At 62.9% G+C, this 22,812-nt stretch carries 25 protein-coding genes; 11 read left to right on the top strand and 14 right to left on the bottom strand.

The window, feature by feature from the left end:
- Window positions 1-6: 6 nt before the first annotated feature.
- Genes FEZ59_RS11395 through FEZ59_RS11385 form a run of 3 tightly spaced genes read right to left on the bottom strand, consistent with a single transcriptional unit; the run spans window position 7 to window position 2,281 of the window.
- A complete protein-coding gene (locus tag FEZ59_RS11395) occupies window positions 7-810 on the bottom strand; it encodes a transglutaminase-like domain-containing protein (protein WP_172932643.1) in 804 nt (267 codons plus the stop codon).
- A 59-nt stretch (window positions 811-869) separates the two neighbouring features.
- Window positions 870-1,436: a nucleotidyltransferase family protein gene (locus FEZ59_RS11390; RefSeq protein WP_172932642.1), complete on the bottom strand. Its 567-nt coding sequence runs from the start codon at window positions 1,434-1,436 to the stop codon at window positions 870-872.
- A 2-nt stretch (window positions 1,437-1,438) separates the two neighbouring features.
- Complete coding sequence (locus tag FEZ59_RS11385; protein WP_020970959.1) at window positions 1,439-2,281, bottom strand: alpha/beta hydrolase; 843 nt, start codon at window positions 2,279-2,281, stop codon at window positions 1,439-1,441.
- A 146-nt stretch (window positions 2,282-2,427) separates the two neighbouring features.
- Here FEZ59_RS11385 and FEZ59_RS11380 point away from each other — a divergent pair, with 146 nt between their 5' ends.
- Window positions 2,428-3,537 carry a DUF6670 family protein gene (locus FEZ59_RS11380; RefSeq protein WP_060937911.1) on the top strand — a complete coding sequence of 370 codons (1,110 nt, stop codon included), beginning with the start codon at window positions 2,428-2,430 and terminating at the stop codon, window positions 3,535-3,537.
- 18 nt (window positions 3,538-3,555) lie between these two features.
- Window positions 3,556-4,131 carry an AAA family ATPase gene (locus tag FEZ59_RS11375; protein WP_092764224.1) on the top strand — a complete coding sequence of 192 codons (576 nt, stop codon included), beginning with the start codon at window positions 3,556-3,558 and terminating at the stop codon, window positions 4,129-4,131.
- On the opposite strand, the gene FEZ59_RS11370 is transcribed toward FEZ59_RS11375, so the two are convergent.
- Window positions 4,114-4,758 carry a formylglycine-generating enzyme family protein gene (locus FEZ59_RS11370; RefSeq protein ID WP_030243927.1) on the bottom strand — a complete coding sequence of 215 codons (645 nt, stop codon included), beginning with the start codon at window positions 4,756-4,758 and terminating at the stop codon, window positions 4,114-4,116. The two genes, FEZ59_RS11375 and FEZ59_RS11370, sit on opposite strands and share 18 nt — an antisense overlap.
- A gap of 26 nt (window positions 4,759-4,784) precedes the next feature.
- Window positions 4,785-6,305, bottom strand: a complete 1,521-nt coding sequence (locus tag FEZ59_RS11365; protein ID WP_223257826.1) for a PucR family transcriptional regulator — start codon at window positions 6,303-6,305, stop codon at window positions 4,785-4,787.
- Window positions 6,306-6,480: 175 nt separating this feature from the next.
- On the opposite strand from FEZ59_RS11365, the gene FEZ59_RS11360 reads away from it, so the two are divergent.
- Window positions 6,481-6,945 carry a nucleoside deaminase gene (locus tag FEZ59_RS11360; protein WP_134998895.1) on the top strand — a complete coding sequence of 155 codons (465 nt, stop codon included), beginning with the start codon at window positions 6,481-6,483 and terminating at the stop codon, window positions 6,943-6,945.
- On the top strand, window positions 6,942-8,273 hold the full coding sequence (codB, locus tag FEZ59_RS11355; protein WP_134998894.1) for a cytosine permease: 1,332 nt from the start codon (window positions 6,942-6,944) through the stop codon (window positions 8,271-8,273). Before FEZ59_RS11360 ends, codB begins: the two co-directional genes overlap by 4 nt.
- A gap of 94 nt (window positions 8,274-8,367) precedes the next feature.
- Here codB and FEZ59_RS11350 read toward each other — a convergent pair whose 3' ends face one another.
- On the bottom strand, window positions 8,368-9,213 hold the full coding sequence (locus FEZ59_RS11350; protein WP_024487521.1) for a mechanosensitive ion channel family protein: 846 nt from the start codon (window positions 9,211-9,213) through the stop codon (window positions 8,368-8,370).
- A gap of 86 nt (window positions 9,214-9,299) precedes the next feature.
- Between FEZ59_RS11350 and FEZ59_RS11345 the strand changes: the two genes are divergently transcribed.
- The 4 genes from FEZ59_RS11345 (at window position 9,300) to FEZ59_RS11330 (ending at window position 13,027) form a co-directional block, all read left to right on the top strand.
- Window positions 9,300-9,938: a DUF2461 domain-containing protein gene (locus tag FEZ59_RS11345; protein WP_003939783.1), complete on the top strand. Its 639-nt coding sequence runs from the start codon at window positions 9,300-9,302 to the stop codon at window positions 9,936-9,938.
- 428 nt (window positions 9,939-10,366) lie between these two features.
- Entirely contained in the window at window positions 10,367-11,359 is a 993-nt protein-coding gene (locus tag FEZ59_RS11340) for an ABC transporter substrate-binding protein (RefSeq protein WP_007729992.1), read from the top strand.
- An 83-nt stretch (window positions 11,360-11,442) separates the two neighbouring features.
- Window positions 11,443-12,228, top strand: coding sequence for an alpha/beta hydrolase (locus FEZ59_RS11335; protein WP_092764256.1), 786 nt, complete (start codon window positions 11,443-11,445; stop codon window positions 12,226-12,228).
- Between the two features lie 70 nt (window positions 12,229-12,298).
- Complete coding sequence (locus tag FEZ59_RS11330) at window positions 12,299-13,027, top strand: Clp protease N-terminal domain-containing protein (protein WP_082148450.1); 729 nt, start codon at window positions 12,299-12,301, stop codon at window positions 13,025-13,027.
- A 69-nt stretch (window positions 13,028-13,096) separates the two neighbouring features.
- On the opposite strand, the gene FEZ59_RS11325 is transcribed toward FEZ59_RS11330, so the two are convergent.
- Entirely contained in the window at window positions 13,097-13,300 is a 204-nt protein-coding gene (locus tag FEZ59_RS11325; RefSeq protein ID WP_003939930.1) for a cold-shock protein, read from the bottom strand.
- Between the two features lie 346 nt (window positions 13,301-13,646).
- Between FEZ59_RS11325 and FEZ59_RS11320 the strand changes: the two genes are divergently transcribed.
- Entirely contained in the window at window positions 13,647-14,696 is a 1,050-nt protein-coding gene (locus FEZ59_RS11320; protein WP_346343226.1) for an ABC transporter substrate-binding protein, read from the top strand.
- Window positions 14,697-14,742: 46 nt separating this feature from the next.
- Window positions 14,743-15,462 (top strand): dienelactone hydrolase family protein, encoded by a 720-nt coding sequence (locus FEZ59_RS11315; protein ID WP_047888312.1) that lies wholly within the window; start codon window positions 14,743-14,745, stop codon window positions 15,460-15,462.
- Here the strand turns inward: FEZ59_RS11315 and FEZ59_RS11310 are convergent, their stop codons facing one another.
- On the bottom strand, window positions 15,463-16,188 hold the full coding sequence (locus tag FEZ59_RS11310) for an SDR family oxidoreductase (RefSeq protein ID WP_020909286.1): 726 nt from the start codon (window positions 16,186-16,188) through the stop codon (window positions 15,463-15,465).
- A 72-nt stretch (window positions 16,189-16,260) separates the two neighbouring features.
- Between FEZ59_RS11310 and FEZ59_RS11305 the strand changes: the two genes are divergently transcribed.
- Window positions 16,261-16,800, top strand: coding sequence for a MarR family transcriptional regulator (locus FEZ59_RS11305; protein ID WP_020970947.1), 540 nt, complete (start codon window positions 16,261-16,263; stop codon window positions 16,798-16,800).
- On the opposite strand, the gene FEZ59_RS11300 is transcribed toward FEZ59_RS11305, so the two are convergent.
- The 6 genes from FEZ59_RS11300 to pcaH are packed head-to-tail and all read right to left on the bottom strand — an operon-like array spanning window position 16,801 to window position 22,729.
- Window positions 16,801-18,012 carry an acetyl-CoA C-acetyltransferase gene (locus tag FEZ59_RS11300; protein ID WP_047888311.1) on the bottom strand — a complete coding sequence of 404 codons (1,212 nt, stop codon included), beginning with the start codon at window positions 18,010-18,012 and terminating at the stop codon, window positions 16,801-16,803.
- 24 nt (window positions 18,013-18,036) lie between these two features.
- The gene (locus FEZ59_RS11295) at window positions 18,037-18,861 is read right to left on the bottom strand and encodes an IclR family transcriptional regulator C-terminal domain-containing protein (RefSeq protein ID WP_020909283.1); all 825 of its coding nucleotides are present in this window, start codon (window positions 18,859-18,861) and stop codon (window positions 18,037-18,039) included.
- Entirely contained in the window at window positions 18,858-20,039 is a 1,182-nt protein-coding gene (gene pcaD, locus FEZ59_RS11290) for a 3-oxoadipate enol-lactonase (protein WP_134998892.1), read from the bottom strand. Before pcaD ends, FEZ59_RS11295 begins: the two co-directional genes overlap by 4 nt.
- On the bottom strand, window positions 20,036-21,364 hold the full coding sequence (pcaB, locus tag FEZ59_RS11285) for a 3-carboxy-cis,cis-muconate cycloisomerase (RefSeq protein ID WP_020970943.1): 1,329 nt from the start codon (window positions 21,362-21,364) through the stop codon (window positions 20,036-20,038). Before pcaB ends, pcaD begins: the two co-directional genes overlap by 4 nt.
- An 11-nt stretch (window positions 21,365-21,375) precedes the next feature.
- Window positions 21,376-22,017, bottom strand: coding sequence for a protocatechuate 3,4-dioxygenase subunit alpha (gene pcaG / locus FEZ59_RS11280; protein WP_172932641.1), 642 nt, complete (start codon window positions 22,015-22,017; stop codon window positions 21,376-21,378).
- Complete coding sequence (gene pcaH, locus FEZ59_RS11275; protein WP_070795617.1) at window positions 22,010-22,729, bottom strand: protocatechuate 3,4-dioxygenase subunit beta; 720 nt, start codon at window positions 22,727-22,729, stop codon at window positions 22,010-22,012. The genes pcaG and pcaH overlap by 8 nt, the downstream gene beginning before the upstream one ends.
- Window positions 22,730-22,812: the final 83 nt, after the last annotated feature.

Genomic DNA, 22,812 nt, shown 5'->3' with positions numbered 1-22,812 from the left:
TGTTTGTCAGCCGATCGACGTGAGTGTTGCGTAGTCGTCGTTGTCGAGAACGCCGTCGACGACTGCGCGAACTTCCGAGGCATGCAACGTGATCGAACCGCCGTGGTTGTCGAGGAAGGCGGTATCCGCGGCGTCTCGCCCGGTCGAGATCCGCACAAGATTGCTGCGCGGCGCCAATTGCGTTGCGTCGACAACGCGCCACACGTTGTCGATACTGGCTTCGACGACGGCGTGAAAATCCATCGGATCGCAGCCCGGCGCGTAGACGGCCACCAGGCGAGCGGGAATCCCCACCGCGCGTAGCAGCGAGATGGTCAGGTGCGAGTAGTCGCGGCACACTCCGGCGCCGGCCAGCAAGGTGTCTACCGCACTGTCGGTGCCACGGCTGGTGCCCGGGACATAACTCAAATGTGTACTCACCCAGCGCGTGACTTCGAGGAGGAGTTCGGCCGGGGGAGTGGCGAGATCGAATTGCCCGGCGACAAAACCGAAGAACTTGTCGGCCTCGGCATAGCGACTGGGGCGCAGATATTTCGACACGTCGTAGTCGCCGACCGACGCCGGTTCTGCGCGGCCGATGACGGTTGCGTCGTAGCTGACGATCAGTTTGCCTGGGGCGCAGTCGAGTAGGTGAATCCGGGTGCCGTGTTCGGCGATGACCTCACGGGGTTCGATCGGATTGCCGTCATGGACGAACGACATCGTTTCCAGCAGTTCGACACCCGGCGCGCGCGTCACCGCGATCTTGAACTCCAGGTTGGTCGCCTCGTCGATCTCGATGTCGAGCAGGGCGGCGACGGTACGTTTCATCGGATCATCTTTACACCGAATTCGGACACCCACCACCTGGGAGGATTGTGACAGTGCGATCAGGCTTCGGGATAGTCGACGTCGACGCCGCTGCTGAGGTCGCTGCACTCCACCAACTCCACGCCGTGTTCGCGTAGATAGGTGTTGGCGCCGCCGTCCCCGGTGAGTGACTCTGCAAGCGTCGGCCAATGGTCGCGTCCGATCAGGACAGGATGGCCGGGCCTTCCGTGAAAGACAGCTCTTCGCAGTATGTTTCGTGATGGGATGCCCTGACCCGCGATTCGCGTCACGGTGTCGGTGTTCAGGTCCGGGACATCGACCAGGGAGATCGCTGCCGCCTCGGCACCCTCGATCTGCATGGCTGCCTCGAGTCCGCAGCGTAGTGATGCGCTCATTCCCCGTTCCCAATCCGATTTCACCACAATGACATCGGCGGTGGGCAGCAGTTCGACGGCGTCCTCGGCCTGTGCGCCGAGAACCACGATGACCGGTGAGAGTCCGGCGGACTGCAGTGTCGCCACCCCGTGGCGAAGCCAAGGCTGGCCGTCCGTGCCCGTAACGAGAGCTTTCGGTTTGCCCATGCGGGATCCGGCCCCGGCAGCCAGCAGGATCCCGCACGTCGACATGATTATGCTCCGGTGACCCGCGGGCGCAGCCACTCGATCAGATCGTTCAGAACCTCTTCCTGCTCAGGCTCATTGAAGATCTCGTGATACAAGCCGTCGTACACCTTCAAGGTGACGTCCGAAGAACCGGCCAACTCTGCTACGAGCTTGCTGCCGGCGGGGTCCGTCAATCGGTCGTCCGAGCCGTGTTGAAGCAGTACGGGAATGGTGAGCGATGGCAGGCGCGCCGGGAAGCCTTCCGCGGCGGTGATCATGCCGCGCGCAATTCCGGCAGGAACCTTGCCGTGGTGAACCAGCGGGTCGGCGTTGTACTTGTCGACGACCTTCTGATCACGCGATACGGCAGCCGCTTCCAGGTTCTCGACAGGCACGTCGGGGAGGTACTTGCCGACGATCTTGCCCAACTGCATCACGATCTTCGGAGTGCCGGTTGCGATGATCACAGCAGGTCCGGACAGGGCGAGCGCTTTGAGATCGGCCTGATGGTCGAGGGCATAAGAAAGTGCGATTGCGCCTCCCATACTGTGGCCGAGCAGGAACTTGTCCTTGCCGGGATGTGCCGCCGTCACGATCGAGAACAACGTGTGGACGTCGTCGGTGAAGTCGGAGAATTCCTTCAGGTGAACGCGCTTGCCGCCAGAGCGCCCGTGTCCGCGATGGTCGGGTGCGTACACGATGAGCCCGAGTTCCCCGAGCCGCGCAGCAACATGGTCGTAGCGCCTCGCGTGTTCGCCGAGTCCGTGGCACAGGACAAGAACCCCGGTGGGTTCGCGGTCCGGTGTCCACACGTCGTAGACGATCTTGGTGCCGGCTACTCCGGTGAACGACGACTCTTCGTGCTGCATTGTTGCGCCCTCTCTGCGACCGGTTCCGGTACGCGGATTCTCACATGCTATTCGCCCCGTGGGCAGGGCGCGGGTGTTCAGGGTGTGAGGTCGTCGAGGAAACTTCGACACTTGTTTGTTACGGCTGGTTACATTAACTTAGGGGCGTGACCGGACAAACCGTTGATCGTTCCGACCCTGTTCCAGCCACCCGCTCGCGCCGATTGTGGCGACCCGCGGTTCGGGCCTTGCTGGACGGCGCGCTACCGCTGATCGACAAGCGAATGGCGGAATCGGTACGCCCGTTCGATCGGCCCGAGATGATGCGTCCGCACCTGGCTTCGCGGAAGTTCGCGTGGACGCACTACGGGATCTTCGTTCCCCGGCTGCCAGGGCCTTTCCGTTACCTCAACATCATGACGTTGATCGGTGCAACCGGGACGGTGGTGTTCGACAACGACTATCTCGCTGCACCCGACGCGCGAAACACTGCAACCGTGCTGAGTTCTACCGCAGCGCCGGGGCATCACTTCTATCGGGCGTACGACGCGGCCGATGAGTGTGCGTTCGAAGAAGATGGTTCGCGAATCGCCTTCGGTGACAACCTGATCATCGACAACAGCTATCCGAAGTTCCGTGTCACCGGACGATACGACTCTTTCGACGTCGATCTCGAGATCGTGGCATCAGATCAAGCGTCGTGGTTCGTGCGCAATCCCGTCTACGACCACGTCAGTCTGCTGGCGCAGTGTTCCGGGACGATCTCGAGTCCGGATGGCCCGGTGAGTATTTCGGCTCCGTGCACCGTCGAATACGCGCGGTGTATGACACCGCAATCGTTGACCCGCCGCGCCCTTCCCGAGTCCTGGAAGCTCCCGGCCGATTTCTTCACCTACCAGATCGTTCAGCTCGACGACCGGCATCAATTGTTGCTCACCGATGTTCGAGCTTCAGGGGTTACGGCGTGCAAGCTCGCCTACATTCGGACGGTGGACGGCAGCGCAAGAGTCTTCGACGATGTGGTGTTCGACGTACTCGAGTACGCTGACGCATTGCATGTCGACCCCCAGGGACGTGAGATGCGTGTGCCGCGCGTACTGCGTTGGCAGGTACGCGATTACGGCAGGGCGATTGTCGAGTTCGAGGCCGAGATCGACTCGGAGTGGCGCTATGGCCACGGTAAGGGATACGTCGGCGCGTACACCTACCGGGGAAGCTTCGACGGTGCGTCGATCAACGGCACCGGTTACATCGAATGGGTGGACTGCGAAGTGTAAGGCACCTAGTGTGTATCGGTGCCTTTCGTAGACCCCGCCTCGCTGACGACTCGTCCGCAGAAGATCCTTGTCGCGGGGACCTCGGGCGCCGGAAAGACGACTCTCGCCGGTCGAATCAGGCAGCTTCTCGGGATCGAACACACTGAGTTGGACTCGCTGTTCCACGGGCCCGACTGGGTTCCGCTCGAGAGTTTCGAAACCGAAGTACGACGCTTTTCCAGCGAGCCGGCCTGGGTGACCGAGTGGCAGTACGGCGCGGTGCGTGAGCTTCTGGCCGAGCGTGCGGACCTGATGCTGTGGTTGGATCTGCCTCGGCGGACGGTGATGCGCCAGGTGATCACACGAACCGTGCGTCGGCGATTGCAGCGAGAGGTGTTGTGGAATCGCAACATGGAGCCGCCACTGCACACCATTCTGTTCGATCCGGATCATGTGGTGCGCTGGGCCTGGCGAAGCGACGGACGCAACGGCGAGCGTATGGCCACGGTCCTTGTCGATGTGCCGTCGCTGCCGATAGTTAAGCTGCGCAGTCGAGACGAGATCGAGGCTGTGCTCGAAGTCCTCGGCCGTCTGCCCTCAGATCGTCTGAGCTAGGCGAAATCCCAAGTCGTCGATAGCAAACGTCGGGTGGCTTCGCCTCCTTACGGTAGCGCCGCAACCGCGCTCACTTTCGGCCCAACTGCCGCCGCGGAAGATCCGGTACGTGCCGTAGACCTCGGGGTCGTAGAGATCCCAGCACCATTCCCAGACATTGCCGATCATGTCGTACAGGCCCCAGTTGTTGGGTGCCTTCATCCCGACGTCATGTGCTCGTCCTTCTGAATTGTCGCTGTACCAGGCAATCTCGTCGATTTCGCCGTAGCGGTAGCCGGAGGTGCCGGCTTTGCACGCGTACTGCCACTCGGCCTCGGTGGCGAGTCGGTAGCCGGTTGCCGCCCGGTCCCACCGGGGAGACTCGGTGTCGATGTCGTGATACGCGGGCGACAGACCGTCCGCGACTGACAGTGTGTTGCAGGTTGCGATGACGTCTTTCCACGAGAGGTCGACCGCGGGTTTGCTCGGATCGTCCGCTGAATCTCCGTGAAGCAGTGCCCTGGTGGTGAGATGACGAGCGAGGCGGAATGATTCGACTTTCGAGGTCCACGCAGTGCCTTTGCGATCGTCTCTGAGATGCACCTCGCCGGCAGGGATCTCGATCATCAATTCCGCTGCTCCGGTCATTCGTTCATCATCGCAGAGGTTGTCGCTCACCCGGGGAGACGCTCGAACGCAGCTTGTGGGTCAAGGCCGGTACGCATGCGCCATGCGGTCAGTGCAAGCCCGAGACACACCACCTGCGCAGGATCGTCGAGGGAAACTCCCATCAGCTTCTCGATACGAGTGAGCCGTGCATAGAGCGACTGGCGCCGAATGCCGAGGAAATCCGCGGTTCTCGCCTTGCCACCCCGGTGTGCGAGGTACGCGTCGAGTGTCCGGACGAGATCGGCGGAATGTGCTGTGTCGTAAGCGATCAGCGAACCGAGTTGCTCCGTGACGAACGAGGACAAGGAAGCGGGCGTCGTGCCGGCGGCGAGCAGTCGTTGGACGCCGACGTCCCTGGCGAGGATCACTCCGGTCCGGGTGCCGAAACGCCGTGCGATCTGGACGACTTCGCGAGCTTGCGCGACCGCCGCACCGACGCCCGACAGATCCTCGACCGGCGTCGCCACTCCGAGCGTGCGTACCGCGGAACCGCCCGGCCCGCGGCGTAGCAGCTCGTCGGCTTCGGTGAACGCAGTCCGCACTCGAGCGGGGGATGCGGACGCCCACCCATGCGCGAGCACGATGACGTGATTGGCCGCAGTCCCGACGACACAGGAGCCGAGCACGGCCCGTACGGCGTCGCGTACTTGGTCAGCGAGCTCTCGAACCGGCGTTTGCCGATCGATGTCGACAGCGGCGACGAGGACGTGGTGCCCCTCCGACAACGGCGTCCACCCGGCCGCTGTCAGTCGCTCGGACAAGTCGCCGTGCGATGTGAGCACACCTCCCACCACGTCGGTGATCACCGATTGGGCGAGTGACTGTCTTGGGCCGAGATCGCCGTGACGGCCGAGTTCCAGAGCCACCGCGACGGCGGCGCAGTTTGCGACGGCGGTTCGGCGTGTAGTTGCGGGCCCGCACAGGACAAGTCGACCGAGTGAGTTCGTCGGACCGCGTACGTCGTGGATCGTGCGTTCGGTCTCGGATCGCTCTGCGCCGGTTGTGCTGCGCTCGACGGTTCTGCCATCCGCGTCGAGGAGATCGACGCCGCACCCCGCGAGTCGTGACACCTTGTCGAGCAGCGCGGTCATACCCTGGCCTGCCACCACGAGACTCAGAAGTTCTTGCCAGACAGGCTCGCCCGCCTGTGCCGAACCGAGAGTGCGGCGGAGCATGAGGTCGTGAAAGTCTTCGACCATCCGCTCGAAGGGCACTACTGCGTGCAGGGCCAAGAACGCGAGCCCGCGTCGGCGCGATGCTTCGACGAGTTCGGGAGGGGCCGTGAGGAACGAGCGGCCGACCTCCATCGCGAGCGCGACGCATCCCGCGTCCGCCAACTGGTCGATGTAGGCGGTGAGCTGCTCGGGAGATCGCCCGTGCAGACCGAGGCCCGTGGTCAGGAGGACCTCACCTCCGGACAGCAGCCCACCCATCTCGTACACCTCGGACGAATGGACCCAGCGGACCACCGCGGTATCGACGTCGCCCGCGAGCACCTCGATTGCGGCGGCCTTGAACGAGGGCATCGCAAGAACTTGTCGCAGAGTCGGGAGCATTTCTATATCGTCCGCCGAGGGGGCACTTCGTCATAGAGCTAGTTCTGCCGAACTGACAGGTTGTCCCTTGTCGGGCTGTTACCACCGTGGTCGGATTGTGACACGAGCCACAATCGACGATTTTGGTCAGACTCCAGGAGCGCACATGAACCACCCGGCACACACCGATGAGCATTTTCTCGGACTTGCGATCGAACAGGCGAAGATCGGTTGGGAGGAGGGCGGCGTGCCGATCGGCGCGGCGCTGATTCACCGCGGCGAGGTTCTCGCAGTCGGACGCAACCGCCGGGTCCAGATGAACAGCGCCATCCGTCATGGAGAGACCGACTGCATCGAGCGCGCCGGACGACTGCCGGCCTCGGTGTATCGCGAGTGTGTCCTCTACACGACTTTGTCACCGTGCTTCATGTGCGCCGGAACGGCGCGCCTGTACGAGATCCCTCGAATCGTGGTCGGCGAAAATCGTTCCTTCGAGGCGTCGGAAGAATGGTTGCGCAGCAGCGGAATTCAGGTCGACGTCGTCGATGACGCGGAGTGTGTGGCACTGATGGACCGCATGCTGGCCGAGCGCCCGAGCCTGTGGCTCGAAGACATCGGCGAAGTTGTATGAGCAGCGCCGTCGAACCTGCCACGGCCGCAAGCGATTCGGAGAGTGCGGGTCACCCCGTCGATCCGGACTATCCCGTTAGTCCGGTTCCGCTTCATGCACGAAAGCCGTTCTTCTCGCTCGCGGTGGTGTTGCTGGGGTTCACCATCTTCACTCCGACGATGTTGGCCGGAGCAGCGCTCGGTACCGCGTTCTCGTTCTGGAAACTGATGGTGGTGATCGCCGCCGGATCCGCCATCTTGGGGGTCTACGTCGCCATGATGGGGTTCGTCGGAGCCCGAACCGGGCTGACAACAGTTGTGATGGCGCGCTACAGTTTCGGCACCCGCGGGTCCAAGCTCGCTTCGATCCTGCTGGGCGGTACCCAGATCGGCTGGTACGGAGTCATCATCGGCACGATCGGCGATCTCACCGCGCAGGCATTGGGCTGGGATTCCTATCTCGCGCGGGCGTCGGTGATGATCGCGGCGAGCATCTTGATGTGCATCACCGCCTGCTACGGCTACCGCGGAATGTATTGGGTCTCGCTCGTCTCGACGCCCTTGATCCTGGCGTTGGCCTGCTGGGTCGTGTTCCGGTCCCTCGAGGAAGTCGGTGGGTTCTCCGGCCTGGTCTCGGTTCAACCGCAGACGACCATGACGATCGCGCTCGCAATCACCACTGTGGTCGGCACGTTTGTATCGGCGGGAACGCAAGCGCCCAACTGGACCAGGTTTGCCCGTTCCGGATCACAAGCGGTGTGGGCCTGCGTTATCGGGTTCCTCCTCGGAAACGGATTGATGATCCTGTTCGGTGCCATCGGAGCTATCACGTTCCACGAAGGTGACTTCGTGCTGATTCTCTACAACCTCGGGCTTGTCGGCTGGGGCCTGGTCTTGCTGTTCGGGAACCTCTGGAAGAGCAACGCCGACACCGCATACGCCTTCGGGGTGGCCGGCGCCGAATTGTTCAGAAAGCCCCGCAAGACCCCGTTCGTCATCGGTGGGTGTGTGATCGGCACGGCGCTCGCTCTGACCGGTGTGCACAACCATCTTGTCGACTATCTGAGCCTGCTCGGAACGTTCATCCCGCCATTGGGCGGTGTGATCATCGGGGACTTCCTGTGCCGCTGGCGGCGCGGCATTCCCGAGGGTTACACCCCGCAGCCGGTCCACTGGCGAAACCTCGCCGTCTATGCCGTCGCAGCCTTCCTCGCTTGGCTTTCCGGTGAGTTCGAGGTGGGAATCCCGCCGCTGATCGGAATCGTGGCAGCAATTGCTCTGACGATGTTCCTGCACAGGGTGTTTGGCAACAGCTCGGCAAATCGGGAGGTCTCGACCTCCACCGTCTGAATCGTGCGTCAGGCACCAGCGAGCCCCCGGTGGTTTCGACCCCGCCGGGGGCTCGCGTAATTGATGGAAAGGGCAGTCGATTCCGTTTCAACCGTCAGCGCAGAACAGGCAGGTACGGTGCCTCGATTCCCTGCTCTTCGAACGCAGTCAGCGCCGAGCGTGCAAATGCGCGCTGGACTGCCCACTGGCGCCCAGGCTTGACCTGCGCCGTCACTCGAATGGTAATTGCCTCGGCAGTAACCGAATTGACTCCCAGCATCTCCGGCTTGTCGATCATGTCCGCCCTGATCGGTTCGGACTCCGCCGCCTCGAGGACAGCTCGCGTCGCCACCTCGCACGCTTTGTGCACGTTCGCATTGTGGGCGATGGGGAGATCGAGAACTGCAGTGGCGTAACCCTGACTCATGTTGCCCACTCGCAGGATTTCGCCATTGCGGCAGTACCACAAGGTGCCGTTGGCATCTCGAATCGTGGTGACACGCAGGCCCACTGTTTCGACGGTGCCGACCGCGTCACCGAGATCGACGACGTCGCCGACACCGTACTGATCTTCCAGCAACATGAAGATGCCGGAGAGGAAGTCACGCACCAGGTTTTGTGCACCGAAACCGATGGCAAGACCGATGACGCCGGCGGATGCGATGAACGGCGCGACGTTGATCCCGAGGATGCCGAGGATCTGCAGCACACACCAGACGAGGATGACGATGGACACCGTCGATTTGAGTACCGAACCGATGGTCCGGGCTCGCTGCGATCGGCGCTCGTTCACCTTGGCGTTCGGAGACTTGCGAGGCTTCGACATTCGATCGATCCCGCGGTGCAGTGCGAAGCGCAGAACGACTGCGAGCGCCACGTAGATCGCGATCTCGACGGGTCGGTGAATCAGCCAGTCTCGGTTGGTGTCGGTCAGTTCCCATGCTTGTATTTCGGAAATCATCCCCATGCATTCTACGGATTCCGGCCGATCCGGGCATCGTCGCAGGGCAGGCGGTCCAAAGCCGTACAGGCAGCTAGGCTTACGCCATGGCTGCGTTCACTGGCATACCCGTTGCTGCACTCGACTTCTACGAAGACCTGGAGGCCGACAACAGCAAGACCTGGTGGGCAGCGCACAAGGAGACGTACGACGAAGTGGTTCGTCGTCCGATGGCGTCGTTGACCGCGGCGTTGGAGGACGAATTCGGCACGGCCAAGCTCTTTCGGCCATATCGTGACGTTCGATTCTCGAAGGACAAGATCCCGTACAAGACGCACCAGGGAGCGTTCGTCGGTCTCGCCGAGAGCTGTGGCTACTACGTGCAGATCGACGCGGCAGGGTTGATGGTGGCCGGTGGTTTCTACGCCAGCAGTTCGGAGACCATCGCGCGTTATCGTGCGGCTGTCGACGACGACGTTCGAGGGCCGGAGCTCGAGAAGATCCTGGCCTCCGTCGAGAAGGCCGGATTCACGATCGGCGGCGACAAGCTCAAGACGGCGCCTCGCGGATACACGGTCGACCACCCGCGGATCGAATTGCTGCGTCACAAGTCGCTGACTGCTGGTCGTAGTTACCCGAGCCCGTCGTGGCTGGACAGCGCCAGGACATTGAAGGAAGTTCGCACAGCGTGGCGCGCACTGACGCCTTTGGTCGAATGGTCCGGGCAGGTGCTCGGACCGAACTGACCGTCGGGGAGAAAAGTGTGACGTAGCCGTAGGAGAGTTCACCTCGAGTTCATCGAAACTCGAGACGCCTGGGGCTAGCGTGGTGTGTGTAACCGCAAGTTTCGGCCCCGCTTCGAGTCGCAGCGCCGCAGTTCGAAGCCATTTTCTCTCGATCGACATCGTGAACAACCCGTGTCAGTGGAGACCATCATGGCTATGTTTCTCGCTCTCGTCCTGATCATCTCGGTCCTCGGAATCGTCGGCACCTACCTCGCGTTCAGTGCGGTCTACTTCGTCGAGATGCGCAAACTCGACAAGTGAGGGGTGCGAATTGGCCTGATTCGACTATTTCTGGGCCGATCGCGACGACCCTCCCTGCGTACGCTGTTAGGGCATCCTTATCCGCTCGCAACAGTGGATGATTCATTTCTTCTGGAGGTTCGACACGCATGCCCGCTCAATCCACGCTCTTGCTTCCCGAGGGCTACTCCGACAACCGCCTCGTTTCGGACCTCACACGTCGGCAGTTCGGCTTCGGCGCCGGGATCGCCGGACTGGGCGCGTTCCTGGCGGCCTGCGGTGACAGCGGGAGCAGTTCGGGTGAAACCGAAATGCGTTCTGTGACGACACCTCTCGGTACCTACGACATTCCCGTCAATCCGAAGAGGGTTGTCGCGATCGACTCGCGGCTCGATCTGGAACCTGCTGTAGCTCTGGAACTTCCGCTCGTCGGCTACACGTACGCCCAGGCGACACCGTGGGTGCCTATCGATTCGTCGGTACCGTTCCTGTCGGAGATCCCCAACCGCGAACAGATCTTGGCGCTCGAGCCCGACCTGATCGTGTGTCTCAACTACGAGAGCGAGTGGTGGCCGGTAGCCGAGATGTCCACCATCGCACCGGTTCTGACGACCGAGTTCACCGACGACTGGCGTACAAACCTCTCGCGGTTGTCGGGCTGGCTCGGTCGAACGGCCACACTCGATCGATTGACGCTCGACTACGACAATCTGATTTCCGACATCCGCAGTCGTCATGCCGAGAAGATTGCGTCCAAAACCGTTGCCAGTGTCTCGTTCATGCCAGACACGAACACGCTGTACGTCACGAGCATCCGTACGTCCGAGAAGGGCGACAAGCCCAGCGACATGACGCTCGGCGACATCGGTGGCAAAACTGCCACCTCGGAGGGCCTCGATCCCGAGGGCGGCGTCAGCCTCGAAGGCCTCGATGTGCTGGCCGGCGTCGACGGCTTCATGATCACCGAAAACGAGGACAGTGCCGCGTACCAGGCATTGGTGGCGAGCAAGCTGTGGCAGCGACTCCCGGCAGTGCAGGCTGGCAACGTCACCAGTCTGGGCGGCTCCACGTTCTACGGTTCGATCTACACGATTTCATACGTGGCACAGGGTTGGGATGCCCTGTACAACAAGATCAGCTGAAGCCTCTGCCGACCGGACCGATGAGTTTCGGTAACGCGGGCGGTCTAATCAGGTAGGCATTGACCAAACCTGAGGAGATCGACGTGCAAACAGAGCAATCCCCAGCGGTAGTGCAATCCCGCGACGGTACGACCATCGCATACGAACGCTCCGGTGCCGGACCAGCAGTGGTTCTGGTTGCCGGAGCGTTCTGCGATCGAGGATGGTTCGATTCTCTCGCTGCTGCGTTGGCGGCGGACTTCACGGTGTACTCGTACGACAGGCGCGGACGCGGGGACAGCGGTGACAGTCGCGCGTTCTCGATCGACGCCGAGGTGGAGGACTTGCGGGCGGTCGTCGCTGCCACCGGTGAAACGCCGCTGGTCTACGGATTGTCGTCGGGTGCTGCGCTGGCTTTGGAAGCCGCAGCGCAGGCCGTGCCGATGCGTAAGCTCGCCGTCTACGAGGCGCCGTACATGGATGACGACCAGCGTGACGAGACTGCCCAAAGTGACCTGGAGCGGTTGATCGCGGCCGGCGACAGGGAAGGTGCTGTGACGCGTTTTCTGGATCTGACCGGTGCATCCCCCGGGATGGTCGACGAGATCAAGCGGAGCGCCGATTGGCCCGACATGTGCGCCATCGCGCACACCTTGCCTTACGACGTCGCCGTGTGTGATCACGGCTGTCAGTCGCTCGACTGGCTTGCCTCCATTACCGTCCCTACATTGGTCATGTACGGCGGTGACAGTGGTCAATGGGCACCTGCCTCGGCGACGAGAATCGCTGCAAAAGTCTCGGGGACAAAGACTTTGGAGATCCCCGGTCAGGGGCACGGCGTTGCCGACGACGCTATTGTCCCGGCTCTGCGAGAGTTCTTTTCCGGCTAATCGCAGTGCGGCGAAAACGATCGTCAACCTAGGGTTGACGTTTTCGATTGCGTCAACCTATGGTTGACGCATGAGCAAGCCAGTGGAAATGACCAACAAGGTTCGACTCGACGACCTCATCGACGCGATCAAGAAGGTGCACACCGACGCGCTCGACCAACTTTCCGACGCCGTGATCGCAGCTGATCATCTCGGTGAAGTTGCAGATCACCTGATCGGCCACTTCGTCGACCAGGCGCGCAGGTCGGGAGCGTCGTGGACGGAGATCGGTGCGAGCATGGGTGTGTCGAAGCAGGCTGCGCAGAAGCGTTTTGTTCCCAAGGTGCCGAGTGATCAGAAGCCGATGGATCCGAACGAAGGGTTCAACCGGTTCACTCCCCGGGCGAAGAACGTCGTCATGGCCTCGCAGAACGAAGCCCGCGCCGCCGGTAACGCAGAGATCCAGCCGGAGCACCTGCTCCTGGGGCTTGTCGAGGAGCCTGCCGGGTTGGCTGCGAAGGCGATAGTGGCGCAGGGGGTGGAGCTCGGGTCCGTCCGAGCTGCAGTGGCCGGTGTACTCCCGGCTCCGACTTCCGAACTGCCAGAACTTATTCCGTACGACGCTCGCGCGCGCAAGGTGCTGGAACTGACGTTCCGTGAGGCTCTTCGCCTGGGCCACAACTACATCGGAACCGAGCACATCCTGCTCGCGCTGCTCGAACTCGAAGACGGATCAGGTGTTCTGGCTGATCTCGGATTCTCGAAGTCGGTTGCGGAGTCGAATATCGTGGGAGCGTTGGCCGTCATTCAGGATCAGTGATTCAGGGGTGAATCTGATGCAGAAGAGGGCCGCACCCTTGCGGGTGCGGCCCTCTTCTTGTGTCACTGATTAGACAGCGCGCACATTGGTGGCCTGAGGACCCTTCTGGCCCTGGCCAACCTCGAACTCCACACGCTGGTTCTCGTCGAGCGACTTGTAGCCGTTGCCCGAGATTTCAGAGTAATGAACGAACACGTCCGGTGTTCCGTCGTCGGGAGCGATGAAACCAAAGCCCTTTTCGCCGTTGAACCACTTCACGATGCCCTGTGCCATACCGATACTCCCTACAAACTCGATCCGGGCCCTCACATCGAAGTCCCGATCTCGATGTGTCTATCCTCCCACGCCGCGCAAGTCGAACGGTGGGCGACGTGCAAAAGACGGTAATTCGGACGCTTTCGAGGAGGGAATGGCAACTGATCTTCGACTGATTTTCGACGCTGGAGCGACCCGATCGCCGAAGGCAGGGACTGGTGGCTCGCCCAACTGCCTGCGGTGATAGATCAGCGGGAATGTACTTGTCCGCTCGAGAACGGTCCATATTTATCGCTCCGATCTCTCGGAATCGCAAACGTAGGAACCCTATGGAAGATGAGGGTGGGCTAACCTCTCATTCGCTGTGCCCTCGGCGCGCGCAGCAGTCGCCGAGAAGGAGAGTGCATACATGTACGGAACGATTTGTGAATCCACGACGTCTGAACTGGTGGACCAGCTCAGTCGCCGTGGGTTCTTCGGCGTCGGCGCAGTGGCAGCGGCCGCCATCCTTGCGGGTTGTTCGACTACGTCAGATGCCGCTGATACCGGCGAACAACGCGAGGTGATCAATGCGCTCGGCACCACCACGATCTCGGGGAAGCCGGAAAGGATCGTTGTTGCCAGCGACTTCACGGATCTCGAATTTCTGCTCTCTCTCGGCGTTCACCCAGTCGCCTACGGCAATACGGGTGCGTGGGACCGCGGTGCACTGCCTTGGCAGAGCACCGCTGGAATAGCCGATCTCGAAAGCTTCGACACCACAGGCGAAATCAGCCCGGAAATCATCGCGCGCTACTCACCGGATCTCATCATCGGAATGAAGACCTATCTCGAACCGGTAGCCGAGAGGCTCAGCCAGATCGCGCCGGTCATCGCGCTGGACTGGACCACCTCGTGGCGTGACGGCGTCGCCACGGTCGGGCAGGCCGCTTTTGTCGACGAGGCCGCTGCTGCAGCGATCGCCCGGACCGACGCCCTGATCTCCGACACCGCCGCTTCGCTGAATGGCTTGGGTGGCAAGACGATCATGATCGGCTCGATGTACGGCGATCAGTTGTATGTGCAGGGGGATGCCAGTGCGCCCGGGGTTCTGCTGCGCGAACTCGGACTCAACTATCGCGGATACAACGCCGAGCAGATGACTGCGCTGTCGATGGAGCAGGCGGAGGTACTCGCACCCGCAGACATTTTGCTCAGCCTCGCTTCTGATCAGGAAGCGACGACGAGGCTGGAGAACTTCGCAGTTTTCCAGAACCTCCCCGCGGTGAAGGCGCGAGCCTATGCGCCGGTCGAACTTCTGCTCTCGAATGCCTTTGTCGACAATTTCGGTCCACTGAGCGCGCCGTACGCCTTGCCGCAGCTCGCCGAGGTCTTGACCGGGCTTGCGGCGGGCCAGGGAAAACAACTCCCCTGACCTCGCTTCCGAGCGTACGGACCCTGCGTCGGCCTAGCATCGAAACATGGTGGACATAGATCTGACTGGCCGCGCCGCAGTTGTCGGCGGATCACAACCGCTGCGAGCGATACTCGAAACCCCCACTACCCCCGGCCCGTGGCCGGGGGTAGTGATGATTCACGAGGCCTTCGGGCTCGAGGAGGTGATGCAGCGGCAAGCCAAGCGGCTGGCCTCTGCGGGATTCCTGACGCTCGCTGTCGACCTCTACAGCGCGGGCGGGGCGAAGCGGTGCCTCGTGCCCACCATGACGTCGATGCTTCGAGGACACGGCAAGGCGTTCACCGACATCGAAGTCGCTCGCAGTTGGCTGTTGGAATCCCCGGACTGCACCGGAAAGATCGGTGTCATCGGATTCTGCATGGGCGGCGGCTTCGCGATGGTCAGCGCCGGAGATTTCGACGCTGCCTCGGTCAACTACGGTCAGCTTCCACGCAAACTCGATGAGGCCGTGGTGGATGCGTGCCCGATCGTCGGGAGTTTCGGAGGCAAGGACTTCTCGCTCCGCGGTGCGGCAGCGAAGCTGGAGACGGCGCTCAGCAATGCCGGTATCGAGAACGACGTCAAGGAGTACCCCACCGCCGGCCACGCGTTCCTCAACGACGCGGAGGCCGGACCCAAGGTGCTTCGTCCGTTGGAGCGCATCCTCGGAATCGGTCCCGATCCTGTTGCAGCGCAGGATGCCTGGAAGCGAATCGACTCGTTCTTCGGGCGCCACCTGGCATGATCAGCGACTGGTTCTCTCACCGCCGTTGACTGCCAATACCTGACCGGTGATCTGCCGGGCGCCCGGTGAGGCCAAGAAGTGGACGGCTGATGCGATGTCGTCCGGTGTTCCGGCGCGCTTGGTGCTGGTGGACTCGATCAGCATCGCGCGACGCTCGTCCGTCAGAAAGTCTCGGAAGAACTCGGTGTCAGCGATGTAGCCGGGGGAGACGATGTTCGCGGTGATGCCTTCGGGCCCCAGCTCGGCGGCCAGATCGATATTCCACGTCGCAACTGCGGCTTTGGCAGCGCCGTACGCGCCCGCGCCCTTGTCGGCGGCAATCGATCCGATGGTGATGACGGCACCGCCGCTGGGGATTCGATCGCGAACTGCGGCTGTGGTCAGCACTGCCGAGATGAGATTGGAGTCCAGATTCGCACGCCACCCGGCGGCCAGGGATTCCAGATCTGACGGTGCTTCGCGATCGAAGTCCGTGTTGCCACCGGCGCAGTGCACCACGACGTCGATGGTTCCCGGAAGCGAATCCTGCAGCCGCTTCAGGTCTTTCGGGTCGGAGTTATCACACGTCAAGGCGTGAACATCGGAACCCAACTCCTCCGCGGTCTTTTCGAGTGGTTCCGTGCGTCGGCCGGTGACAAAAACTGTGTCTCCGTCTCGGGCGAACGCCGCTGCAACTGCGCGCCCGATCCCTGTTCCGCCGCCGGTTACCAGAACTGTGCGTGTCATGCCTACCTCCGTGAGCTACGTTTAGACCTATACGAAGAACGTATCATTTAGAGCTAAATGAGGTGTGCAGTGGTGGGCGATTACAACCCGGACGACGCGGTGGACGCGGTTGCGTTGGCCTGGCTTCGCGAAAGGCCGGGCACGCCCGTAGAGGGTATCGGCATTGTGACCAGGCTGTGGATGTGCGCCAAGCTGCTCGGTGAGGATCGCCGACGGGTACTCGCCTCGGCCGGTGCGGACACAGCCACGCTGGACCTACTCAGTGTCCTGCGGCGATCCGGCGAGCCGTATCAGTTGACGACTCGCCAGATCACCGAGCAGACCGGAGTCACGGCCGGTGCGATCTCGCAGCGACTCGCGCGCGCGGAGAACGCGGGTCTGGTGGAGAGGTCCTCCGCCGCGCAAGGGTCACGACTAGTGCTCGTGACCCTCACTGCCGCCGGTCACGAACTGGTGGAGCAATTGGTGGACCGAGTCCTCGGCCGTGAAGCCGAACTGACGTCGATTCTCACCGAGCAGCAGCAGGCCGAACTCACCGAACTGCTGCGTGTCTTTCTCGACGGTCTACGCGGCGAACTCGGTGACCCTGGCGTCGCGCACGTCGGGGCTTGATCAGGACAGACGCTCGAACACTGCAGCCAGGCCCTGCCCGCCGCCGATGCACATCGTCTCGAGGCCGTAACGCGCTTCGCGACGGTCCATCTCGCGCAACAGGGTGGCCAGGATTCGTCCACCCGTGGCACCGACCGGATGGCCGAGGGAGATGCCGGAGCCGTTGGGGTTGACGCGTGGGTCGTCGGCTTCGAGCTTCCAACTCTGCAGGACTGCAAGTGCTTGTGCCGCAAAGGCTTCGTTGAGTTCGATGACATCCATGTCCGCCAGGGTCAATCCGAGGCGGCCGAGTGCCTTCTCCGACGCCGGGACGGGACCGATGCCCATGGTGCGCGGGGGAACTCCGGCAACGCTCCAACTTGCCAGGCGTACGAGGGGTCGCAGTCCGAGTGCGCGGGCTTTGTCTGCGGTGGTGACGATCGCCAGCGCTGCGCCGTCGTTCTGGCCGCTGGCATTACCTGCCGTCACGGTGGAGTCCGGGTCGATCTTTGCGCGCATGGGACGAAGGCGTGCAAGCGATTCCATCGAAGTGTCGGCCCGCGGATGCTCGTCGGTGTCGACGAGCAGGGCCTCACCCTTGCGCTGCGGAACGGATACCGGAACGATTTCCTCGGCGAAGACGCCGTTCTTCTGTGCGGCAACGGCACGCTGATGCGACTGCACAGCGAGTGCGTCCTGATCTTCGCGACTGATGGAGAACTCGGCGCGCAGGTTCTCTGCCGTTTCGATCATTCCGCCGGGAACCGGGAAGTCGCGTCCGCCGGCTGTCACGCGGGCGCGCGCGAGACGATCGCTGAGCGCAACACCTTCACCCTTGACACCCCAACGCATTCCGGTTGCGTAGAACTCTGCCTGGCTCATCGACTCGGCACCACCCGCGAGGACCAGATCACTGCCACCGGACTGAACCTGCATGACGGCCTGGATGATTGCCTGCAATCCCGACCCGCACCGGCGATCCACCTGCATGCCGGGAACATCGACGCCCAGACCGGCGTTGAGCGCCGCGATGCGTCCGATCGCCGGAGCTTCACCGTTCGGCGAAGCCTGGCCGAGAATGACGTCGTCGATCTCCGCGCCGGAAATGCCGGTACGTGTGACGAGTTCGGCGATCAACGTCGAGGCGAGATCTTCCGGGGCTACGTCACGGAAGACACCGCCGAAGCGGCCGACAGGGGTGCGGAGCGGTTCACAGATGACAACGTCAGGCATTGGTTCTTCCTTGGGTATGCCCGGTCAGCGAGTGGCTGCCGAGTGATTGTTGGACGACTGAGTACGTCCGAGATCGACGGAGATGGCGTCCGCGGTGGCGACTGCGGCCGGAACCAGTTCACCGCGAACAGCTTCGGCGCTGTAGCGGGCGGCTTGGGTGGAGATGTTGACAGCCGCGACCACATCACCGGTTGCGTCCCGGATGGGTGCGGCGAGCGAGCGCAGACCCTCTTCGAGTTCCTGATCGACAATCGCGAATCCGTCGGCGCGAATCTTCTCGAGTTCGGCACGCAGACCGTCGGCGGTGGAGATGGTCTTGCCGGTCAGTCGGGTGAAGGACACTCGGGCGAGGTAGGCGTCCAGTGCGTCGTCCGGCAAGCCGGCGAGCAGAACTCGACCCATGGATGTGGCGTACGCGGGAAAGCGCGTGCCGATGGTGATGGAAACCGTCATGATGCGGCTGACCGGAACACGGGCCACGTACACGACGTCGTCACCGTCGAGGATCGACACGGACGTGGATTCACGGACCTTGGCGGACAAGGCTTCCAGATGCGGCCCGGCGATCTCGGGAAGGGACAGACTGGAGAGGTAGCTGTAGCCGAGTTCGAGGACTCGCGGCGTCAACCAGAACACTGAACCGTCAGTACGTACGTATTCGAGTTCGACGAGTGTGAGCAGGAAGCGGCGAGCAGTCGCACGCGTGAGATCGGTGTGCCTGGCAACTTCGCTGAGGGTCCGACGCGGGTGCTCACCGTCGAAAGCCTTGATGACGGACAGCCCACGGGCCAGCGACTGCACGTAGTCCGGTGACGGTCCCGGCGCTTGCTCGCTGCTGTTCTCACTCATGTTGTCTCGTTCTCCTCAGGTTCGGCCGAGAGGTCCGCGAGTGCTTGCTTTCCCAGCGCAAAAGCCAAGTTGCTGTTCGGCACACCCGCATAGACCGCGGTATGGAGAAATACTTCCACGAGTTCGTCGGGATCGATCCCGGCACGCAGCGCAGCGCGAATGTGCATGTCGAGTTCGTGTTCGTTGCCGACGGCGGTGAGGATCGCGAGAGTGAGGAGCCTGCGGGTGTGGTGATCGAGGCCGGGGCGTGACCAGATGTCACCCCACGCCGTGCGAGTGATGAAGTCCTGGAACGGGGCCGTGAATTCGGTGGCACCGGCGATGGAACGATCGACGTGGGCGTCGCCGAGCACCTGACGTCGTACGGTCATACCTGCCGATACCGCGGCGCTACGTTGGGCGAGCGCAGATGTGTGCGAGGCAATATGCGTTGCAAGCAGTTTGGTGACGCGCCCGGCCTGTTCGACGTTGGCGAGGTGTGCGCCGGGATCGACCACGTGCAGTACCGCATCGGCGATACCGTCGGCGATCGCGCTCAACGTCGCCGGAGGTGTCGACGGATCCTGCTCGCCCGCGACGAGGAGCGTCGGAGCGACGATGCGGGCCAGGTCGGCACGGCCGTCCCACACCGAAAGCGCCTCGCAGCAGGCGGCATAACCCTCGTCGGGTGTGGCTTCGACCATCGCGACGTGGCGGGCGACAAGTTCCGGATCGTTTTCGGCCAGTCCCGGCGTGAACCAGCGTCCGACGACGGCGGCCGCGATGGACGCGATGCCGTCCGCACGGACAGCCTGCGCACGATCGATCCACGGCTGAGCCGGGGCGAACTGCGAGGACGTGCACATCAACGTCAACGTCTCGACGCGAGTGGGGTGGTGCGCGGCGATCCATTGGCTGACAGCGCCGCCGAGGGAGAGCCCAACGAGATGTACGGACTCGAGTTCGAGCGAATCGAGGAGAGCGATGACATCGCCGGCAAGATCGGCAATGGAGTAGGGGCCCGCAGGCACCGGTGACTTGCCGTGGCCGCGATGGTCGACGGCGATGACGCGGTAGCGATTCGACAGCGCGTGAATCTGCGGCTGCCACATGGACAGATCGGATCCGAGTGAACCCAGGAGAACCACTGCCGGGGCATCGGGATTGCCGGTCTGTTGAAAGTTGAGCGCGACGCTCATCGAGATCCTCCTGTGGGGCGTTCGGCGAGGGCGCGGTCGACCAGATCGGTGGCGTGGCCCAGATAGTGTGCGGGGTCGAGTAGTTCGGCGATCTCGGTTTCGCTCAGGTGCTCTGCGATGGCGGGATCACGATCCAACCTGGTTCCGGAAGTGGCTGCCGCGGTGACGATGTCGCGTGCTCGATCAGTGTGTGCGGACAGGGCCTTGGTGACACGCTCGGCGAGAATCAGGCCACCGGTGATGTCTAGATTACGAGCCATCGACTCGGTGTGTACTTGCAGGCCGGTGAGGCTCACGGAAAGCTGGTGCGCTGCTCCGCCTGCCAGACGCAAGAGATCGGTGACTGTTTCCCACTCGGCGTGCCAGGGGCCTGCGGCGCGAGCGAATTCGTGATCCATGTTCGACAGGGCTGTGGCCACCAGTGCGGGAGCACGTCGCGCTGCCGCGCGGGCGGTGATCGCGGCAACCGGATTCTGCTTGTGCGGCATGGCCGATGAGCCGCCCGGAGCGCTCTCGGCGACCTCGGACAGCTCGGTGGACGCCATGACGGTGATGTCGGTGGCGGGCTTGGAAACGGCGCCGGCGACGATACCGAGTGTGGTCGCGAGTTCTGCGATGGTCACGCGGTCGGTGTGCCAGGGAGTGACCTGCCTGGCCAGACCGAGTTCGTCGGCCAGCGCGTCCGCGATCCTGAGCCCGTCGGGATACAACGCAGCGAGTGTTCCTGCGGCTCCGCCGAATTGAACCGGCAACGTGGACAGCACGATTTCGAGACGAATCGCTGCGGCGTCGAGCGCGGTGAACCAACTCGATGCCAGTAGCCCGAAGGTGGTCGGAAGTGCTTGTTGTCCCAGGGTTCTCGCGACCATCGGAGTAGAGCGATGTATGCGGGCGAGGTGGGCGGCGGAATCGGCGGCGCGGGTCAGGTCGGCGAGAACCACTGTGCCCGCGCGTCGCGTCAACAGCATCAGCGCACAGTCCATGATGTCCTGACTGGTGGCGCCCGGGTGCACCACGGAGGCAGGCACACCTTCCTGTCCCACCCTTTCGCGCAGCATCTTCACCAGCGGAATGACGGGATTTCCGCCGGTGGCCGACGCGCGGCCGAGCGCCACGATGTCCAGGCCGCCCGGTTGTGAGAGTTCAGCTGCGGCGGTCGCCACCGCGGCGCAATGTTCCCCGTCGGCCAACCCGACAGTGGCCATCGCACAACTCAGTGCGGCTTCCACGTCGAGCAGCGCGGTGACCCACGCCTGGTCGGACAGGTGCTCCGATACTCGGGTGGCCCCGAACACCGGGTCGAACAGTGCGCCGCGAGTGGGCATGTGTACTCCTCTTACAGCTCGAAGAAGGGCGTCTCGACGCCGTTCGCGTCCTCGTCCTGAACATAGACCGTCCAGGAGTACCCACCGTCGACCTTGGTTGCAACCAACTTCGCGCGTTCGGTTTCGCTCAGTGAGGACAGCACCGGATCTGTTACGTGTGCGTCGGTGTCCTCGGGGAAGTACAAGCGGGTGACCAGGCGGTCGAGCATCCCTCGAGCGAAGACCGACACGTTCACGTGTGGGGCCTCGTCCGCATCCGTTTCAGTGGGCTGCGCTCCGGGCTTGACGGTGTAGACCAGTGCGGTACCGGTGGAATCTGCTGCGCTGCGGGCGAATCCGCGATAACCCGCCGGAGTGAGGTCCACTGCGCCGCGGGGATCGTCCGGATGGTTGAAGCGTCCGAGCGTATCGGCCTGCCACGTTTCGATCATCGCGTCGGCGACGGGTGTGCGGGCGCCGTCGATCACCGTGATGGCCAGCGTGATTCGTCCGGGGGTGTCGCTCGGGGCAGCGTCGGGGCCGTCCGTCCAAGGGAGGCCGATGTGCCAGTACGGTCCGACGGTCTGAGAGGGCGTGACCCCGAAGGGGGCAGTGGTGAAGTCTCCGGGGACGACCGGATAAGTGGGTGCGGGCTTCGCGGTGCGATCAGTCATCGTGGTCTTCCTCGTTCTCGAATACGGAGGCATTACGGCCGCGCAGGACGATGTCGAAGCGGAACCCGAGAGCCCAGTTGGGGACTGTGGCGTCGTAGTCGAAGACGCTGACCATGCGGTGACGGGCTTCTTCGGGCACTGAGTTGTAGATCGGGTCCTGGAAGAACATCGGATCGTCGGGGAAGTACATCTGCGTCACGAGGCGCTGCGTGAATGCCGTGCCGAACAGCGAGAAATGGATGTGGGCCGGTCGCCAGGCGTTGTCGTGGTTCATCCACGGGTAGGCGCCCGGCTTGATCGTGGTGAAGCTGTAGTGGCCGTTCGCGTCGGTCACGCAGCGACCGAGCCCGTTGAAGAACGGGTCCAGCGGCGCGGGCCAGTTGTCGCCGGTGTGGCGGTAGCGTCCACCGGCGTTGGCCTGCCACACCTCGAGCAGTGTGTGGGGGACCGGCTTTCCGTCGCCGTCGAGTACACGGCCGTGAACGACGATGCGCTGTCCCTGTGCTTCGCCGCCGTTGGCGATGGTCAGGTCGTTTTCGCCGGCGCCGACGCGATCTTCGCCGAATACCGGCCCGGTGAGCTCCGTGAGGCGCTGGGGGAGCAGCTTGAGCGGTTGCTTCGGGTGGCGAAGAGAAGTGGTCTTGTAGTCCGCGAAATCGGCCGGGGCGTTGACGCCAGTCGGCCGCTGGTACCTCGGCGGTAGATGCAGCATAGGGAACCTCGTCGTTCGGTTACGTGAAGTTGTTCGCAATGTGTACATGTGTTGCGCTCTGCGAACAGAATAGTTCGTAGATG

This window comes from Rhodococcus sp. MS13, from assembly GCF_013277835.1.
Lineage (GTDB): Bacteria > Actinomycetota > Actinomycetes > Mycobacteriales > Mycobacteriaceae > Rhodococcus_F > Rhodococcus_F erythropolis.
This window is presented reverse-complemented; position numbering and strand designations above follow the sequence as displayed.